Origin of the sequence: Maribacter polysaccharolyticus (genome assembly GCF_028882255.1) — a bacterium.
GTDB lineage: Bacteria > Bacteroidota > Bacteroidia > Flavobacteriales > Flavobacteriaceae > Maribacter_A > Maribacter_A polysaccharolyticus.
The window spans coordinates 592,264-613,159 of record NZ_JARBUY010000002.1 but is presented as its reverse complement, the minus strand read 5'-3'; the positions used below and the strand labels follow the sequence as shown (position 1 = coordinate 613,159).

Here is a 20,896-nt window from a genome sequence, read left to right as displayed (position 1 = left end):
TACACGACCATATCAAATTTAACCTATGTCGCATTCGGGCGAAGGTGCAAAGTTAAAGCTTAGATACCTAACAATAAAAGAAAACACACCTATTTGACCCTATAATTATATTGCTATGCCTTTTGATGAACCCAAAGATAACAAGAAAATAATGTTCTTCTGTCCTACGGATACCTGGGGCGGCGTGGAAAAGAATGTGCTTTTGCGCTGTAAATTCCTTGCCGATAAAGGGTACCGGATATGGGTGGTCCTGCTTAAGGGCAAATTCCAGGAAAAATTCAAGGATGTGAAAAATGTGTCGGTCATCAATGTTAATAGCCGAGGAGGGGACATCAATGTCCTTGTTGTGGCCACTTATGTGAAATTGCTTAAACGCATAGCACCCGATGTTGTTTTTTCCGCCTTAAAGAAAGATTGGTGGTTGGTTTCCTTGTCCGCTTATCTGAGCAGTGTACCCAGGACCATCCTCTATTTGGGGATCAAGAGAAAAATAAAGAACAGTCTGAAATATAAGTTGGTCTTCAATACGTTCAAAGCCATCGTACTCGTGAACAGTGATTCCCTAAAACGACATTTACTGGAATCGACCCGTTTTTTCGATGCGGAAAACCTTTTTAGGATCTATAACGGATTCCAAATCCCGGAAAGCAAAGAGATCTTTCCTGTCAAAAAGCAATTCAACTTACCTGAAGATTCGTTTATTGTAGGATCTGTCGGACGGATGAGTGTTCAAAAAGGATATGATCAATTACCCCGGATTTTGGAACAATTACCCAAAAACGTCCATATGGTCCATGTGGGCACTGGCGCCTTGGAAGAAGAAATCAAAAAAATGGCCAGCAGTTCCAATGTGACCGAAAGAATCCATTTTTTAGGTCAAAAGGATAATGTAAATCCCGTGTACAGGGCCATGGATGCCTTTTTGCTTTGTTCAAGGTATGAAGGAATGGCCAATGTGGTCAACGAAGCCTTAAGCCATGGCGTTCCCGTTGTCTCTACCCGGGTAGACGGTAGCGAGGAACTTCTGGACCATGGTACGTACGGGATATTGACCGACATTGACGATGTTTCGGCCATGGCCCAAGGAATCCTTGATATTTACAACAATAATAAAACGTTCCATCCCGAAGAATTACAAGATTGGATACAGCACAATTTTTCCATGGAACGAATGGTCTCGGAAACCGAACACCTATTATTCAGCCCTCAAATGAATTAACAATGAAAATCAAGGAAATACCCAAATCAATATACTGGATGCTGAGGCTAAAATACACTTCCTTGGCCCAATTAAAAGGCAATGAAAATACAATTCCGGTAGTCGTCTCCCTAACCACGATACCTTCGAGGTTAACTAAAGTGCATATAACGATACGAAGTATCCTCTCACAGACCGCGAAACCGAAAAAGGTGGTCTTATGGGTGCATGAATCCCTTCGAAATCAAATCCCCGAAAGCCTGGAAAGATTAAAGGGCAACATTTTCGAGATTGCCTTTACGCCTTTGGACTGCTCCCACATGAAATTGATACTATCGCTTCAAAAATACCCGGATGATATTATCATCACCTCTGACGACGACTTGATTTATGATACGACATGGTTGGAAAAATTGTACGGGGAACATTTAAAACACCAAGATTGTATTATTGCCAACCAAACACGGGTCATAACCCACGGCGACGACAATACTATTTTACCGTATAAGCAATGGCCAACGAATTACGACCCCGATATAAAAACCGATAGGATCTTACCGATCGGGTCTGCAGGTGCGTTATACCCCCCGAATTCACTTTTCGAAAAAGTCACCGATATGGCCTTAATAGAACAATTGGCTCCAAAGGCCGACGATCTTTGGTTCAAGGCCATGTCGCTCTTACAGGGAACAACCTCCCTACAAGCCGAAAACCGACCCAAACACCCTATTCCCATCATGGGGAGCCAAACGATTTCCTTGAAAAAGCAGAATATCGGAAAAGACCTCAATCGGAAACAATGGCAAAATCTGACCGCACATTTTAATTTATCTTTTAAAGAATGACGACCGAAATAAACAACTGTATTGAAATACTTTCGAACGGCGGACTTATCCTCTACCCTACCGATACGGTCTGGGGCATAGGCTGTGATGCCACCAATGCGGCTGCCGTTGAAAAAGTGTATGATTTAAAAAAGCGCAACGACTCAAAAGCACTGATCTGCTTGGTAGCCAATGACGCCATGTTGGAAAGGCACGTGGAAAAAGTGCCTGAGGTAGCTTACGATATTTTGGATTTGGCGACCAAACCAACGACCATCATTTATGACAAGCCAATAGGATTGGCCAAAAATGCCATTGCCCAGGACAATACGATCGCCATAAGGGTCGCTTCGGACAAATTTTGCCAATACCTGATCAACAAATTCAAGAAACCCATAATCTCCACCTCGGCCAATATCGCTGGGGAGCCCACTCCAAGGGGTTTTCATGAAATAAGCGACCTTATTTTAAAAGGTGTCGACTATGTCGTAAATTTGCAGCACGAAAAAAAAAACGGACCCCCTTCATCCATAATCAAATTGGGCAATGACGGTACCGTAAAAATAATTCGGGAATAATTAATCACGTTCAAAAAAGCTTCTCTCCAAATTAAGGAAGCTTTTTCTTTTTAAAATAAAATGACACAAAGCAACCACAAAGAAGCACTGCATTTACCGATATTCAAAATCCTTTCTGAAGCATCGGATGAACTTGGAGTGGAAAGCTATGTAATCGGCGGTTTTGTACGCGACTATTTTCTTAAACGGGGCAATCCGAAAGATATTGATATCGTGGCCGTCGGAAGTGGCATTGAATTGGCGAAAAAAGTAGCCCGAAAACTTCCGGGAAACCCTAAAATATCCATTTTCAAGAACTTTGGAACGGCCATGATAAGGCATCATGACCTGGAGTTGGAATTCGTTGGGGCACGGAAAGAAAGTTACGATCGCAATAGTCGAAAACCCCATGTAGAGGATGGCACGTTGCAGGAAGACCAAGAACGGCGTGATTTTACGATAAACGCCTTGGCCTTATCCCTTTCGAGTGAGAATTTCGGAGAACTCCTTGACCCATTCAATGGAATTTCCGACTTGGAAAACAACATAATAAGAACCCCTTTGGAGCCCGGCATCACCTATTCGGATGATCCCTTGCGCATGATGCGCGCCATTCGCTTTGCCTCCCAATTGGATTTTATCATCGAATTGAAATCACTACAGGCCATTACTGAAAACAAGGAACGGATACAGATCGTTTCGAAAGAACGCATCGTGGATGAACTTCATAAAATAATAGGGAGTAAAAAACCCTCCATTGGATTATCCCTATTGCATAAAACCGGACTTCTCGATTTCATCCTACCCGAATTAACCGCATTGCAAGGCATTGAAGAAGTTGAGGGTCAGCGCCATAAAGATAATTTTTGGCATACCTTGGAGGTCGTTGACAACATTGCCAAAACAACGGACAACCTTTGGTTGCGTTGGGCCGCCCTTTTACACGATATCGGAAAGGCCCCAACAAAAAAATTCGATAAAAAAATCGGCTGGACTTTTCATGCCCATGAATTTGTAGGTTCGAAAATGGTCTACAAACTATTCAAAAGACTCCGTTTACCTTTGAACGATAAGATGAAATATGTTCAAAAATTGGTGTTGATGAGCTCCCGTCCCATTGTACTCGCAGAAGAATTCGCTACGGACTCGGCAGTGAGAAGACTCATTTTCGATGCAGGTGAGTATGTTGACGACCTTATGACGTTGTGTGAGGCTGATATTACGACCAAAAATGCCAAAAAACGGAAAAAATATAAAAACAACTTTAAAATTGTCCGTGAAAAACTTATTGAGGTCGAGGAGCGAGATCATGTAAGGAACTTCCAGCCTCCTATCTCAGGGGAAGAAATAATGCAGACCTTCAATCTAAAGCCTTCCAAGGAAATCGGCATCCTAAAGGCCGCCATAAAAGAAGCGATCCTCGAAGGTGAAATTCCCAATGAGCATACAGCGGCAAAAGAATTTATGCTCCAAAAGGCAAAGGAAATAGGGTTGACCCCAATAAAAAATTGAACCATTCTTTGAATTAATGTAGTTGAAATGCATAAAAGACGGGTAGCAATGTGACTTTTCTTTTCCCAACGACATTTTCCTTACAAACAAATATCAAAGACCTTAAGGAATGGTACCGAAACCGATTGCCATCCCGATCCGTCATCATGGGATAACCCCTTACCTTAAAAAGTAACGCATCCATCATTCCTTTTTTTATAGGTTAATTCCTCGATAAACATGCGATTATTCGAAAAGAGTAGTAATTTTGTTCTTCGTAAATACATACTTTATATGTCAAAAAAATTCCATACGATTGCTAAAATTGCTGTGGTTTTGGTTTATTTGGTCATCATTGCGGGAGCAGTGGTGCGCATGACGGGAAGCGGTATGGGGTGTCCCGATTGGCCGAAGTGTTTTGGCCACCTCATCCCTCCTACCGATGAGTCCCAATTGCAATGGCAACCCGGTGAAGTCTATAAAAAGGGACAGGTGATCATTCTAAACGAATCACTACAGGTCGCAAAGGAAGAATTTACAAGTGGCGGGAATCTGGATTTGGAACGTTGGGAACCCTATACGAAACATGACTATGCGGAATTCAATCCGTGGCATACTTGGATAGAGTTCATAAATCGTCTTTTTGGGGCCTTGGCAGGTTTGGGCACGCTCGTATTGGCCATCATCTCCCTCGGTTATTGGAAAAAGGATAAAAGGATTACCGTCTTGTCCTGGTTGGTGGTTTTCGGTATGGGTTTTCAGGCATGGCTGGGTGCAACAGTCGTATATTCGGTACTTGAACCCATTAGGATCACCTTGCATATGGTTATGGCCTTATTGATCGTGGCCATGCTGCTATATGTGGTCTACCTTGCGAAGGAAAAAAGAAAAAATTACACTTTTGACTCCAGGACAATGGGTTTGCTTATCGTGGTTTTCGGTTTGACACTCATTCAAATTGTTATGGGTACGCAAGTAAGGCAGTTTGTGGACGAACAAATCGATATCGTAGGTGAAACGGCCAAACACCTCTGGTTGCACCAACCCATCACTTCCTTTTATATTCACCGTACATTTTCAATCGTGGTGGTGTTATTCAACCTTTATTTGGCCTATAGGATCTATAATTTGAATTTGGGCCTTACGAAGATAAATTGGGTGCTGTCCATTCTTCTTATCGAAGTCATTACCGGGATGGCCATGTTCTATTGGGATTTCCCGTTTATGAGCCAAACGATACACCTGGTATTGGCCTCACTTTTGTTCGGTATACAGTTCTATTTGGTTTTGGAAGCATACAATGCGAAAAGAAGTCATAAAACTTTGTAACTTTGCACTCCTTCAAAAAATAGGAAATGATATATAAAATCCGGATTATCTTGGATGCCGATGAGGATATCTTCAGGGATATTGAAATCGAGGCACAAAACTCAATGGAAGAATTACACAATGTAATTTCCCAATCCTTCGGGTTCCTGGGCAATGAAATGGCTTCATTTTATACCTGCGATGAAAACTGGCAACAAGATGAGGAAATCGCTCTTTTTGATATGAGCGAAAGTGTTGGTGAGGTTCGATTGATGAACGAAACCTTTTTAGAGGATATCTTAACCGAAAACACCCCCAAACTTATTTATGTTTATGATTTTTTGAATATGTGGACGTTCTTTGTCGAATTGGCGGACATAACGGAGAAGGAATCCGGACGCGCATATCCAAACGTACTTTTCAGTTTTGGGGAATTGCCGGAATCGCCTCCTGAGAAAAAATTCGAAGCCGAAAATACGGCCTTCGATTTTGACGATACTTTTGAAAACTATGACGACCTTGATTTTGATGAAAATTGGAACTAGTTCCGAACTTCCAATTACAGGGATTCGCTCTATTGACAATTCTTTTCACCCATAACACCTAATTACCATGATAAACCTATACCCTACCCATATCGAAAGTATTTCATTGCACCGAGTAGGCAATAAGAACAAAAATGAAGGTATATTTTTATCGTCCCAACCTTTCATTCTTAATGATGAGACGACAGGACTGCTGAAAGAATACTTTTTTAAGCCCTTTCGGGAAAAGGAAGAGAATTATTTTAAGTTTACCAATGAGGTCGATGTTGAGTTCAATGAACTCCATAAAATCGTTACCGAGATCTTCAACGATCCGGCTTGTGTACACGACCAATCCAAAAAGATAGCGACCCACCTCTTCGACCAATCCAACCACCCCCATATAAAAAGTGGGGAAGTCTATGTGGCTTATTTATCCGATGTGGTGCTAGACAACAAAAAAGTGGATGCCGTCGGTATTTTCAAAAGCGAATTGAAACAGGATTTTCTTCAATTCGAAGAAAAAGGAAGCAATTTGGACCTTGTCATTCAACAAGGGATCAATATCAACAAATTGGATAAAGGTTGCTTGGTATTCAATGTGAACAAAGAAGAAGGGTATAAAGTACTTTCTGTAGACAGTAACCGTTATGATGCCAAATATTGGCTTGAGAATTTCTTGGATGTTGATCCGCTCGCCGATGAGAATTTTTACACGAAGAACTATCTTAAATTCTGTCAGAATTTTGCCAAGGACGTGGTACTACCTGCCGAAGACAAGCAACAGGAAGTACTGTTCATGAACAAGGCCGTCAATCATTTTGCCAAAAATGATTCTTTTGAGGAAACCAGTTTCCTGAATGAGGTCATGGAAAATCCCGAACTCATTCCCGAATTCAAACATTATAAAGTTGAAAAAGGGCCCAAATACAGTATTGAGGACGTATCCAATTTCGATATTGCCAACAAAGCCGTCTCCGATGCCAGGAAAAAAATAAAAAATGTCATTAATCTAGATACCAATATCCAGATAAAAATGGATTTTATCAATCCTGAGTCGGCCCAAAAATTCGTGGAAAAAGGATGGGATGAAGAACGTCAGATGTATTATTACCTCGTGTATTTCAACAAAGAGGAGAAAAACTAACATTCAATCATCGCAGGGATGAACCGTAGAAATGTAGGGGGAATTGCCATTTTACCGTATGTTCCCCTTACGCCGGTCACAATTTGATATTGTGCTCAAGGATCTGTTTCATGCTGACCCCCTTGTAATTACGCTTCACAAAATCCAAGGCAATGTTTATGATCTCCCCCATGGTGGTACAGTTTTTGAATTTGACATCCTTGGTCAATTCAAAAATTTCCCCCTTTAGCATTTCCACATTTTCCGGTAAGGATATGGTATCTTTTCTACAAACCTTATCGAGTAATTTAATCCGGTTTCCCGAACTTATTATCCGCTTGGCAACAATCGACCTTTCCTCAAGTTTATATTGATCTATGGAGTCTTTCAGTAATTTTTTCCGTACCAGTTCGACCATTTGAAAATTCTCTTTGAAAAACTGCGGTCGATATAGCTTCAGCCTACCTTCAAAAGACTGTTGGTCAAAATCTATGGCCCTTATCCTATAGACCACATGGTCAAAATCGTGGGTCGCGACGATCACGTAATTGTACGAACGCATATCGCCCAACAACCTGATCATACAACGTTCATTGAACTTAACAAATTCCTTTGCCAATTGGGACTTCTCGGATTCGGTACATTTGGGCAACATCTCCTTAATGAACACATCACCCGGTATACCGGCGATATGTTCTTCGATCAAGGTGTCCTTATACACCATGAAGTTGAGGTTATACGGGGAAAGCATATGCTCCAATTCCAAACCATATATCCTTGAGGCATCGGCTTTCTTTACATAGAAATTGGTAAAATTATCGTTTAAAACATTCCGTACTTTGACACGAAAAGGTTTTGAATTACCGAAGGTACAGTAGTCGATCGAATCAACATTCAAATATTGGTCAATATGGGCACTTCCATCTGAAAGCAATAAGGAATACACCCGCTTAAGACTGGTATCTATTTCCTTTCGGTCATATTCATTGTAATAGACCCTCACCCAAAGGGTGTCCTCATCATTGTCATCGTAAACCGCCACGGAACCTATAAAACGCAACAGGTCATCATATAAAATAGGCATTTCTATTTTTCTACTGTACTTTTTCAAATAAGTATCCAACGCATCACTGACCGGATAGGTCGGCTTCTTCTTCAACATTAACCTTTCTTCTTCCATTCCTTTCTTTTGTCTAAAGATACAAAAAACAAATACGGGTTTAAACCCAAAAAACAAGGGCCGTATAAAAACCCAACACCACGTGGTCCATAGTGTTTACCTATAGTTTTTTTTGATTGGCAACAAATATCTGCAAATCACGATAAAAGATGCTTTTTTCGTTGTTAAGTATAATTAATTATTTACCTGTGGACACCGACCTAAAAACCAAACCAAATCACCTAAGGAGTATCTTATTGACACTTATCGTCCTTTTTACGGGGATAAAGGTATCTGCGCAATTAAGCGACTTACATTATTTGCCGCCATTAAAACAAGGGCAGAACAATCAAGGCATCCAAAACCAGGCCATCTATTTGTCTACTCCGGAAACAACGGCATTTACGGTAAATGCCTATCAAGGCACGAATACAACCCCTGTACAAACTTTCAGTATCGATAATCTCAATCCGGCGGTTTGGACGTTGGGCAATGGTGACAACAACATTACCTTGGTCAACAACAGCAATACGGGTGTCGTACTTACCAACAGTGGACTGCGTTTTGAGTCGCCGAGCGGCAAGGAATTTTATGTGAACTATAGAGGTAAATCGGGTTCACAAGCTGCTTCTTTGACGGCCAAGGGACGACAAGCCATGGGGACCAGTTTTAAATGGGGAGGGGTACCGAACTTAGGTAGTCATAGCTCCAAATCAAACACCTTGGGCATCATGGCCACGGAAGACAACACCACCGTAACCCTATCCGGATACGACTCGGACTGTGAATTTAGGGTAGGTAGCAATAGGGCCGGAATAACCGATAATATTTACACCATAACCCTCGATGCCAATGAATCCTTTGTATTTGAGACCTATATAGGAAATTCACCCACCCAAGCCCATGAAGACGGCTGGATTGGGGCATCGATCGATTCGGATAAGGATATCGTCATCAGTAACGGTATGATCAACTTTGGAAGTGAATCCGGTCAAAGTCACAGGGATGCCGGTATCGATCAGCCGGTACCCGAAAACAGGCTGGGCAAAGAATATGTTTTTGTAAGGGGGAATGGGAATACGAATGGGTTAACCGAATTTCCGTTGGTCATTGCCATCGCGGACAACACCCAAATATTCGTCAATGGCGGCACAACACCCATAGCCACGATCGACGATGGGGAGTACTATAAAATACCGAGTAGTTATTATTCCTCAAACACGGTCGGGGCCAATATGCTGGTAAAAACCTCCAAGGATGTATATGCCTATCAGTCCATGGCCGGATCCAGTAACCTGTATACCCAAGGACTGAATTTCGTGGCTCCCGTAAACTGTTTATTGCCCGATGCAATGGACAATATACCCGACATCAGGAACATTGCAGGGACCACCGTTACAGGGGGTTTAACGATCGTCGCCTCGGTCAATACCCCAGACGAAAATATTCAAGTATACGAAGATAACGTAGCCGTAACCATGCCGGCATCCGATGCAGTGGCAGGTTCCTCGGATTGGAAAACCTTTTTTATCGCCAATCTCGACGGGGATATCAAGGTGGAATCTACCGGACCCATGGCGGTCGGTTTTTTTGGCTATAATGGGGCACAAGGTGTTGCCGGGTATTTTTCGGGTTTTGACACCGTACCGGAAATCGTTCTTGAAATTAATGGGGGACCATCAGGGGATTGTTTCTCTGGCTCAAGTATTTTTGAGGCCTCGGATGATAATTTTGACGCCTATCAATGGTTCTTTGATGGTGAACTCATCGAAGGGGCCAATTCATTCGAATATGCGGCAACAATTGCCGGGGATTATTATGTCAGGGGTACCAAAGGCCCTTGTACCTACGACTCCCAGCCCATAACCATTTACTACTGCGAAGGAGATCTGGTCGTTAATAAAACCGTGGACAATCCCGAAATCATGGAAGGGGAAACGGCTACTTTTACGATACGTGTCGAAAATTTGAACTTTGAACCTGTTACCAACCTTCAAATTACCGACAATATTCCGGACGGACTTACCCTGATCAGTGCTTCCACCACCACAGGGACTTGGAACGGTTCTGTATGGAATATTGGCACCTTGGAACCTGGAGAACCCGTATTTCTGGAATTGGAGGTCCAAGGGGATGAAATCGATATAGATCCCTTGGTGAATATTACCAATACGATTTCGCATACACAAGACCAAGAGGACACGAATATCACGGAAGATATCCTATCGGCATCCATCATCGTACATAACGATTTTGATAAGGACGGTGTTGCGGATATCGTGGATGTCGATGACGACAATGATGGTATATATGACAGCGATGAATGCGAAGGCGCCTTTTGTTATGAATCGATTGTCAATGAAAGTTTTGAAGCTCCTACCGTTTCAGGTTTTTCAATTGTGGACGAAAGTACCGTACCCGGATGGAACACCACCGCTACGGACCAAAAAATAGAACTGTGGGAATCCGGTTTTATGGGTGTAAATTCGTACAATGGCAACCAGCATGCCGAAATCAACGCCAACCTTTACGGAGCCCTTTACCAAAACCTATGCCTAACACCGGGTACGGTCATGAACTGGTCATTTCGACACCGGGGAAGGGATGGGGTCGATGAAATCCAATTAAAGATCGGTGCGGACTTGGCTAGTGCTACCGTACAACAAACCATGGCAAGCGACAATACCGCTTGGACGCTGTATTCCGGAACCTATACCGTACCGGTCGGCCAATCCAATACGGTTTTCGTTTTTGAGGCGGTATCCACGGCCTCAGGTAGTGCAAGCAGTGGCAATTTCATCGATGATGTCAAAATAACGATAGCCGTTCCCGAGACGTGCATCGACTCCGATGGGGATGGGTATCCGAACAACATCGATCTCGATAGCGATAATGACGGCTGTTCCGATGCCAATGAATTCTATAAAGACAATACCGCCGATGGTGGTGACGGTGGGGAATACGGGACCGATACTCCGGCGGTAGACCCAGATACAGGAGCCGTTATCGGTGCTTCATACACTTTTGTCCAGGCCCCGAATATCATCCTGGAAAATACTTCTGAAGATTTGGGCGGTAGTGATATCAACGGCCAGGAATTAAGTCTTGGAGACACCTTTGACTATGTACTCCGTTTCCAAAATACGGGAGATGATGACGCCACCTCATATACCATCAGGGATGTATTGCCTGCCAATGTAGCGGTAGACGATATGGATGTGTCCGGCGCGACCGGAACCACCTATAGCCACGATGCCGTGACCAATATCATTACCTTTGAAATTCCGGACAGCTTGGTAGAATCGGGAGATTCGGAGTATACGATTCGAATTACAGTCACCCTATCTTCCACCTGTTCGGAATTTGTGAACGCATGTTCGGAAACCATAGAAAACCTAGCCTATTCCACCTATGAGGGCGTTGCAAATACCAATACGTTCAGCGATGAACCGGGATCGACACTGACCCCGGTTTGTAGTGAAGGTGCAACGGTAGCGACAAATAGCCTGCTATCCGCTCTGGAAAATTGTAATGTAGCCAGAACGGTACAATTATGCGGTGATGACGCTATTTTAAGTGCCGGCACAGGGTTCACCACCTATAACTGGGCATTGGATACCAATGGAAACGGCGAAATAGACGATACCGACACCCTATTGGACGATGGGGATCCAGATGGGGACCCCAGTACCTTATTGGTTACTGATATTGGGGATTACATCGTTGAAAAAAGCGGGGCTACAGATTGCGCGGATTTAGTCGAACTGATTACGGTAGAACGTTTTGGAACCACACAGACCAACCCTATAATCACCTACTTCAATCAAGTAAATTCAGATACGAATACGGATAATGACCTACAAGGTGAAATAGTAAACTGTTCTATCGACGGTAGTGAATTGCCACAAATATTCTTATGTGGTGAAAACGATGAAGCTACCATACAATTAGGCATAACCGATGCCGCCAGTATTGTATGGCAACAATTGGATGAAACCAGTTGTTCCGATGCGGGGGATGATTGTGCGAACACCAATGCCTCATGTACATGGACAGATCTTGCCGTACAAGACAATTATACCATTACCGATAGTGGCAAGTATAGGGTAGTCATAAACTATAGTGGCGGGTGTTTCAGTCGTTTTTACTTCAATGTTTTTAAGAATACGCTGGATATAGCCTATATTTCGTCCGATATTTTATGCGACACTTCAGGAAACATCAGAATTACGAATCCCAATACGGATTACGGATTCCAATTGGTGGATGCAAGCACGGATACCATCGTTGTCCCCTTCTCCGACGACAATGGGCCAAATTTTGATATTACCACCAGCGGTACCTACAAGGTACAGATAACCACCCTTAATCCGCTTACGGGAGACCCCATAGCTAATGCCTGTGTATTTGAGACCGAAGAAATCGGGATCCTTGAAAAGAACTATGAAGTAAACATATCAACAACTACAGCTGATTGTAGTGGTTTTGGTACGATTTCGATTCAAGCCTCGAACGCATTGCCCGATTATAACTACGAAATTCGATTGGATGACGGCACCAATAGTGGGGCAGGGACTTTTTTCCAAGAAATGGTTGCCATAGACGATAATAATTATACGTTCAACAGTGTCCCCCCTGGAGATTACATCGTAATAACCACGACCGAAGACGGTTGTACGGATACACAAAACATTACGGTAGATGAATATCCCGAATTAAACTTGTCTGCCAGCCTGACCGAAAACATTACCTGTAATGCCGGTATGATTACCCTTTCACCCACCGGCGGAAATCCGGATCCGGACTATGACATGGCCATATGGAGTAAAGATGGAGTCGCCCTTTATGCCACTGCCGATGATGTACCGGATACGGCCCTACAGACCACGAACGATTTCTTGTTCTTGGACAGTTCGGATGTAGGGGAATATGTTTTCATTGTTTTTGACGACAATGGATGCAGCACCCTTTCCAATAGTGTAACGATCAGTGATTTAGGCCCAGTCGTTGTTTCTGCCAGCCATACGGCTATTGTATGTGCGGATTCTTCAACGGCCACCTTGACCATTACTGCCAGTGGTGGGACCGCCCCCTATGAATACAGTGTGGATGGAGGTACGACCTATCAATCCACGAATGTCTTCACCAATATGAGTGCTGGGGAATATACCATTACCGTTAGGGACTCCAGTGGAACGACCACCTCTCGTTGTAGTGAATCGATCACCTATGAAATAGACCAACCCTATCGATTAACAGCATCTGCCGCCATAGTGGAAGATGCATCATGCGATCCTGCCGGCGCACTGGTCAAAATATTGAATGCCAATGGCGGTGGGGGCACCTATTTATACAGTTTTGATGGTGGATCCAATTATAGTGGGGTTAACGAACAACGGTTAACGGCAGGCACGTATTCCTTAAGCATAAAAGACAATCTGGGTTGTACCTATGACATGGAATTAACGGTACCCAGTACCCCTGTGGACCCCAATTTAGATAGCGATGTCACTTATGACTGTGATGGGAATGGCACAATAACGATAACTTCCGACAACACCACCGATTTCACATATACCTATAGTCTGGACGGCACCTTGAACAGTCCTGAAGACTCGAATGCATTCAGCAATATCGCACCCGGCACTTACCAAATTACCGTAGGTTATAGTAGTACGGTCAGTCCCAATGAAAGCACCTTGTTCCTTGAGAATTTCGGAACGGGTAGCACCACGCAAATCGGTGAGATAGGCCCAGGGTATTGTTACGAACCCCAAGATGGCACGGACACGGATTGCAACCTCGGTCCTGCCGGTATTTTGGTCAATGGGGAATACGCCGTGACCAATACGGTTACCAACCCTAATACGTCATGGAGAACCCCTAACGACCATACAGGCTTAACCAATGGTAGATTCATGGCCATTGGAGTCAGTACCTCAGCGGGTAACAACAATATATTATGGTCAAGAAACGATTTGGAAGTTTTGGCAGACCAAGATATTACGATTTCCTTTTATGCCTACAATTTATTGGTTGATGGTGCTTCGGGCAACGACCCTGAGGTACTTGTAGAGCTTGTCGATGCCTCGGGTACGGTGATCAACAGTTTGGCAACAACGGCGATTCCCCAAAACAACGATGCCGATGATTGGCATTTAAGGGAAGTGACCTTTAATCCCGGCGCAAATACGATGGTCGGTGTCGTGCTACGAACCAATTTGGACAGTGATGACGGAAACTTCCTGGTTTTGGATGACATTCAAGCTTCCCAAACCCCCGAGATTTGTGAGCAATCCCAAGATCTTACCGTTATAGTGGAAGACAACCAAGAATTTAGCGTAGCTATTTTAAGCAGTACCAACCCAACGTGTAACGGTAATGCGGATGGTAGCATCCGTTTCGAAGTGAAGAATTTCGACACGGCAACAGGTTATGAATATTCAACGGATGGAGGTGCGAATTGGACCACCGAAACAGGGGCCATTGTTACCACCCCATCAACATTGGCGGACGGCACCTATGCTATCATGGTCCAAAAGGTAAGTGACAATACCTGTATGGCAACTTCCCCAACGACGGTAACACTGACCGCACCAACGGCCATAGTTCCCGATCTACAGCAAAAAGCTGAATATACCTGTTATAATACTGGGGCCACTTTAGAGGCTTCGGCAACGGGAGGTACGCCGGGGTATGAATATCAATTGGAGGATACGTCGGGCACCCCGATCGTAAGCTATCAAACCAGTACCATCTTTAACAACGTGGCCGACGGCGACTACCTAATTCGTGTCAGGGACACCAATGGTTGTGAAGTACTATCAACAGCTACGGTAACGGTCGACGCCCCGGAAACCATAGCTTTTGACACAACGTTCACAACCTGTTATGATGGAGCGAACGATGCCACCATTACAGTTGACGTAACTTCCGGTAATGGGGGATATACCTTTAGGATCAATGGTGGGGCCTGGCAGACCCCCACACCATCAACGGATACCACCTATACCTTTTCCGGTTTATCGAACGGAAGTTATGATGTGGAAGTAAGCGATGCGTATGGATGTCCATCGGACATAAAAACAATAAACATCGCCCCAGAATTGACCCTTTCTGTAGAAGTCACCCATGCCAGTGCCTGTGGTGATGGCACATTAACAGCCACAGCTGTAGGCGGGGATGGAAATTACGTCTATGCTTTTATACCCAATGGGAATACGGTCGCTGATACAGATTTTTCGGCTATCAATACATATACGGTAACCCTTGCGGAGGCCGGCAATTATGATGTATATGTCAGGGACAATGCAGGCAATGCGGATTATTGTGGCACAATGATCACTGAAGAAGTGGAAGCCATTCCAACTTTAATGTTTACGGCCACGCCAACAGATGCCGAATGTAATGGTGGAACAGGTCGTATTATTGTGGAAATAACCAATGGTTCAGGTCCTTATGACTTTGAATTGATTGATGTAACCAATGGTACCGAAGACCAAACACAAAATGACCTAATAAGTAATACTAAAACTTATTACAATCTACCTGCCGGTACCTATGATGTCAAAATCACGGATGCTGCCGGTTGTTCAGTTACTGAATCCAACATATTAGTAGATGAGCCGGTTGAACTTACTGCCGACATTAAAGGAATTACTCCCGCCAATTGTACAGGAATCCCTAGTGAATTTGGTTTTGATTTTGAAAACTATCCTACATCTTTAGGTACTATTGAATTTAGTAGTAATGGTGGGCTAACATGGCAAACTTCGAATGAATTTAGAGGATATACCTCAGGAGACGAGGTAGCCCCCTCCATACGTACAATCGATGGTAGTGGTAATACTATTTGTCAAACGGATTTGGAAAGATATACAATCCCTTATCCTTTGGATGATTTGGATATTACCGTATTACCTATCATCGTGAATTGCGATGAACTACAGGTAAGTGTCCGGGGACAAAATGGTACTGCACCTTATGAATATACCTATTCTGAAGACTCAGCTAATTTTGATCCCGTAACCCCTGCAAATGCATGGACCACTCAATATCCCTCTGGAGTTACACATACCTTCCCACTGTTAATACCAGGTAGAACGTATACATTTTATGTAAGGGATGCTGTAGGCTGTGTAAGGGAAAGTAGTGTTAATGTCAATGATATTGTCACAAACCCCATGGATATTACCGCAGATATTTCACCTTCCTGCAATTCAGCTTCAAATGGAATCATTGAGTATACCATATCTTCAAACTTTGCTCCTTCGGGATTTGATAGAAATTGGACGCTTTACGATATTAATGGAATTCCTATAGATTCTGGAACAAATACCTCCACCGATGACACTATTAGTGTGGCGAATCTTGCCGCAAATGAATACTATATTGTGGTAGAAGAGGTCGATGGCAGTGGCAACACCAAATGTATCAGTGCGAGTGAGAATGCCATATTAAGCGAATTGGATATAATTTCAGGCACACCTGCATCAATACAGGACATTTCGTGCGAAAACCCTGGAATTATTGAAATTCCTGACATCACCGGTGGCGGGGGAACCTATTACTACACCATTACAGGACCATCCCCATTTACAACCATCACGGCAACCGATGATAATCCTATTGAAATTCCTGCCGATTCACCGGCCGGCACCTATAGTGTATCGGTAGAAGATCAATATGGCTGTAGTTATTTCTTAGCTGATGTACCTATGAATTTTATGGCTGCACCAGTAATTGACAACGTGGCTATTGAAAATTGTGATGCCAATGCCAAAATCACTATCAATATGGTTTCCTATACAGGTACGGTATTATACTCTATTGATAATGGAATCAGTTTTCAAACATCAAATACTTTTGATAATATCCCTGCTGGCAACTATGATATTCTAGTTAAAGACGAAACCGGTTGTACGGATACCTTAAATATCGATATATATCCTACGCTCCAAGCCACAGCCAGTCTCGACCAACAATTAGGATGCGGTACAGGCAATGAGGCTGAGATCAAAATAGAAGTTTCATCGGGTTCAGGAACCTATGAATTTGAGATATTGGACAGTGCTTTGGGCAATAAAGTGCCCAGACAGGCCTTGGACCCCTCGAACTCCCAAAATGTCACCATAGATACGGCAGATACCTACACGGTTAATGTATATGATACCGGCACATCGAACCCAGAGTGCTTTAGGACATTCTCTATAACAGTACCCACTGCCATTCAACCGGATTTTTCAGCAAACGTCACCGATGTTTCGTGTTCCGGTTCCCAAGATGGCGTAATCGAATTGATCCAGGTAAACAATGGGAACAACCCTCTTACCTACAGCATAGATGTACTACCTAGCGGTGCCAGTTGGGATGGCACAACGCAATCCTATATCAATCTCCCAGGGGGAACCTATGAAATCACGGGTACAGGTCCGAATGGATGTACTTCAACGCCATTGCCTGTTATTGTAAACGAAAACCCGGCCATCACCTTTGACTTTCCGATTGTTACGCAATTTGGTTGTACATCGGGCAACACATCCAACAATGCCCTGATCCCTATAGATGGCTCCTCGGTTTCAGGAGGAACAGGTACCTATAATCGATTCGTTTTTATCGATGATACCACAGGCACTACCTTACAGGACGGATCAAGCACCACCTATAGCTATACAGATCAAGTCGGTGGGGTAGTCAATGTAAGGGTCTATGATTCTGCCGGATGTTACGCAGAACACACCGTTACCATTGACCCATTTGATGTCTTGGAAAGCGCCTCAATTAACATTGATGAAAATATCGACTGTATCAATGCCGGAGAAGACATCAGTATTGATGTAACAGGAACGCTTACGACCTACACCACAGCTCCTGCAAATTATGAATTCAGGCAACTACCGTCGACTACTTATCAAGCTTCGAACCAATTCACGGACTTAGCGATAGGCACCCATACTTTCGGCATTAAGAATATTACGACCGGTTGTGAAATCCAGCTGACCCATATCGTAGAAGAACCCAATACGTTCGATATAACCGTTGACGTACTGTCCGATGTCGTTTGTTATGGTGACGATGGTAGCATTCAGATTACCTTCTCCGATGCTACGTATACCGGAAATTTTGAATGGGAAGTTTTACATTCAGACGGCACATCGACCACCAGAACGGATGATGCAGGAACCTATACGGGTACAGGGACTACTGCCACCATTCCGGTTGCAGCGGGAAACTATATCGTACGGGTCGTTCAGGATGCCTTCCCGGAATGTAGCCAAGAACGCGCCTTTACGATTACTACCCCGGAAGCCGCCATCACCTTGGATACCATAGAAACCTCTAATGTAGGTTGCTCCAATGGCGAAGGTACGGCCAATATCGCACCGCTTGGTGGGAAAGGGGCTTATGACATTGTTTTGACCAATACCACCACAGCTACGGATTATAGTGTTACGCAAGTAAATGCCAACCTCTTCCAAAGCTTGGAAGCCGGTACTTATAATATCATTGTAACGGATGCCCTTGGGTGTACCCAAGTATTTACCAGTGCGTTTACTTTGATCGCCCCAGACCCGATAACCGGAACCGTTACCCAAACGGAGTTGGTATGTGAAGGTGATACGGATGCGTCGATTTCATTTGTTCCCGATACGAGAAATGTGGCCCCAAATTACAGCTATAGTCTGAATACCTATGATGACGCTTTAGGGACAACACTACTCCGAAACGCTGCTGCCCAGACAAGCCCTGATTTTTACAATCTGGGTGCCGGCTTCTATAGTATAAGTATTACCGATGATATCGGTTGTACCTATGAAACGAATATCGTGGAAATTGAGGACCCAACCGAGGTCGATGCCATTTTGATCACGGAAAGTCCTATGAGTTGCCAGGTTGGGGCCGAGTTATTACTGGTCGCTTCCGGAGGTACCGCCCCCTACACCTGGAGTGAGGACGGTGTTACCTTCAACAGCATGAACGAAACCAATGGTACCGACACCCATTTATTCCAAAATGTGACCGAAGGTACGTATACGTATTACGTAAGGGATGACTACAATTGTGTTTCCATTATCTCCAATGAAGTAACCATTAATGCTATTGGGGAATTGACACTTACTTTGGATACCTCGGCCGCGAAAATCAATTGTTCAGGGGATACTACCGCCGTAATTATTGCGGATGCCGATGGCGGACTCGGTAGCTATGAATATGCTTTATTTGCGGATGCGACCTTGACCACTGAGGTAGTACCCAACCAAACCGATGGCACTTTTACCGACCTTTCGAGCGGAACGTATTATGTACGGGTACAAAGCAGGGATTGTGAATTGGTTTCCGAGGCGATCGTCATTGAAGCGCCTACCCCATTGACCATCGATTATGAGATAACGGATATTACCTGTAATGGTGAGGATGATGGAAGTATTGTCATTAACCTCAGTGGTGGCTCGGGAGATTATATGTATGCCATCTCCCCTAACCTAAACCAATTCGTGGAAGACAATACCTTTGATGGGTTGGCACCTGGGGATTATACCGTAATTGCCCAAGATAGCTTAGGTTGTTATGAGGTCATCGAATTTACGATAACCGAACCTTCCACCTTGGAAATGACCGTAACCGTACAGGATGAAATCTGCTACGATAGCAGTGATGGTGCCATTACCTTGGAGATTACCGGAGGTACGGCCCCCTACTATACGAGTATCAATTCCGATGATGCCAATGACTTTGTCCAAGATAGATTGCTGTTTGAAAACCTATCGGCCGGCTATTATGGCATTTATGTCAAAGATGCGAATGGGTGTACCATAAATGACTTGATTACGGTTGAAGTTGGTGTAAACCTTAATGCTACGACCGAGGTAATCTATGAATGTACGGGCGACACCCCGAACAATAGCCTTAGTATTGCGTTAGAGGATGAAAGTGTAGGTGCGGATGTACTTTATGCGTTGGATTCGACCGATGCCAATGACCTTGTTCTTGACCCTGATTTCTCCGACATGTCCGCTGGCCCCCACTATGTTACGATTGCCCATGCCAATGGTTGCATCCGCACTTTTGATTTCGAGGTTATCGATTACACGGCCTTGTCACTGAGTACAACCCAGGAAAACATCAATGAGATCACGGCCATTGTAACAGGTGGAAAAGAAGGATACACCTATTATTTTGATGGAGTAGATAATGGGAACGACAGTACCTATACCATTGATCGTACCGATACTTACGAGGTTCGTGTGGTGGATGAAAACGGTTGTGAAGCGATTTCGACCATTTACATGGAATTCATCGATATTGAGATACCGAATTTCTTTACTCCCGATGGGGATGGAAATAACGATGTTTGGACCCCGATCAACATGGAAATTTATCCTGATATCTTTATTAAGATCTATGACCGATACGGTCGGATCATTTACCGATTCAAGGACAATCAAGACGGTTGGGACGGCTTCTACAACAACACCGAATTACCTACCGGGGATTATTGGTACATCATCAAATTAAACGGTGAAACCGACGAAAGGGAATTTGTAGGCCATTTTACACTGTACCGCTAAATCACGATTTCCAGGCAATGACCCAAAGGAGTACCTACTCCTTTGGGTTTGTCCTTGGGATCGCCTACCAAAGGCCTTTGACAACGGCAATAACCCCTTTCACAACATACAATTGCCTTCTACATAAAAGCATCTTTAAT

Annotated in this window: 9 protein-coding genes; 8 read left to right on the top strand and 1 reads right to left on the bottom strand. The window is 43.8% G+C overall.

Annotated features, from left to right (window positions below; genetic code table 11):
* Positions 1–115 precede the first annotated feature (115 nt).
* From PHU20_RS08550 to PHU20_RS08520, 7 genes are all read left to right on the top strand, one after another.
* Positions 116–1,219: a glycosyltransferase gene (locus tag PHU20_RS08550; RefSeq protein WP_274824935.1), complete on the top strand. Its 1,104-nt coding sequence runs from the start codon at positions 116–118 to the stop codon at positions 1,217–1,219.
* A 2-nt stretch (positions 1,220–1,221) separates the two neighbouring features.
* Positions 1,222–2,043: a zinc-binding alcohol dehydrogenase gene (locus PHU20_RS08545; protein ID WP_274824934.1), complete on the top strand. Its 822-nt coding sequence runs from the start codon at positions 1,222–1,224 to the stop codon at positions 2,041–2,043.
* Entirely contained in the window at positions 2,040–2,600 is a 561-nt protein-coding gene (locus PHU20_RS08540; protein ID WP_274824933.1) for an L-threonylcarbamoyladenylate synthase, read from the top strand. Before PHU20_RS08545 ends, PHU20_RS08540 begins: the two co-directional genes overlap by 4 nt.
* A gap of 60 nt (positions 2,601–2,660) precedes the next feature.
* Positions 2,661–4,091, top strand: a complete 1,431-nt coding sequence (locus PHU20_RS08535) for a CCA tRNA nucleotidyltransferase (protein WP_274824932.1) — start codon at positions 2,661–2,663, stop codon at positions 4,089–4,091.
* Positions 4,092–4,364: 273 nt separating this feature from the next.
* Positions 4,365–5,399, top strand: coding sequence for a COX15/CtaA family protein (locus PHU20_RS08530; protein ID WP_274824931.1), 1,035 nt, complete (start codon positions 4,365–4,367; stop codon positions 5,397–5,399).
* 26 nt (positions 5,400–5,425) lie between these two features.
* On the top strand, positions 5,426–5,923 hold the full coding sequence (locus tag PHU20_RS08525) for an IS1096 element passenger TnpR family protein (RefSeq protein ID WP_274824930.1): 498 nt from the start codon (positions 5,426–5,428) through the stop codon (positions 5,921–5,923).
* Between the two features lie 67 nt (positions 5,924–5,990).
* The gene (locus tag PHU20_RS08520) at positions 5,991–7,049 is read left to right on the top strand and encodes a nucleoid-associated protein (protein WP_274824929.1); all 1,059 of its coding nucleotides are present in this window, start codon (positions 5,991–5,993) and stop codon (positions 7,047–7,049) included.
* Positions 7,050–7,125: 76 nt separating this feature from the next.
* Here PHU20_RS08520 and PHU20_RS08515 read toward each other — a convergent pair whose 3' ends face one another.
* Positions 7,126–8,208, bottom strand: coding sequence for a hypothetical protein (locus PHU20_RS08515; RefSeq protein ID WP_274824928.1), 1,083 nt, complete (start codon positions 8,206–8,208; stop codon positions 7,126–7,128).
* Between the two features lie 188 nt (positions 8,209–8,396).
* Here PHU20_RS08515 and PHU20_RS08510 point away from each other — a divergent pair, with 188 nt between their 5' ends.
* Positions 8,397–20,756, top strand: a complete 12,360-nt coding sequence (locus PHU20_RS08510; RefSeq protein WP_274824927.1) for a T9SS type B sorting domain-containing protein — start codon at positions 8,397–8,399, stop codon at positions 20,754–20,756.
* Positions 20,757–20,896: the final 140 nt, after the last annotated feature.

Excerpts from the sequence above, each read along its gene's own strand:
- PHU20_RS08545 (WP_274824934.1), top strand. The coding sequence starts at position 1,222 with ATGAAAATCAAGGAAATACCCAAATCAATATACTGGATGCTGAGGCTA.
- PHU20_RS08550 (WP_274824935.1), top strand. The coding sequence starts at position 116 with ATGCCTTTTGATGAACCCAAAGATAACAAGAAAATAATGTTCTTCTGT.
- PHU20_RS08530 (WP_274824931.1), top strand. The coding sequence starts at position 4,365 with ATGTCAAAAAAATTCCATACGATTGCTAAAATTGCTGTGGTTTTGGTT.
- PHU20_RS08515 (WP_274824928.1), bottom strand. The coding sequence starts at position 8,208 with ATGGAAGAAGAAAGGTTAATGTTGAAGAAGAAGCCGACCTATCCGGTC.
- PHU20_RS08525 (WP_274824930.1), top strand. The coding sequence starts at position 5,426 with ATGATATATAAAATCCGGATTATCTTGGATGCCGATGAGGATATCTTC.
- PHU20_RS08520 (WP_274824929.1), top strand. The coding sequence starts at position 5,991 with ATGATAAACCTATACCCTACCCATATCGAAAGTATTTCATTGCACCGA.
- PHU20_RS08535 (WP_274824932.1), top strand. The coding sequence starts at position 2,661 with ATGACACAAAGCAACCACAAAGAAGCACTGCATTTACCGATATTCAAA.
- PHU20_RS08540 (WP_274824933.1), top strand. The coding sequence starts at position 2,040 with ATGACGACCGAAATAAACAACTGTATTGAAATACTTTCGAACGGCGGA.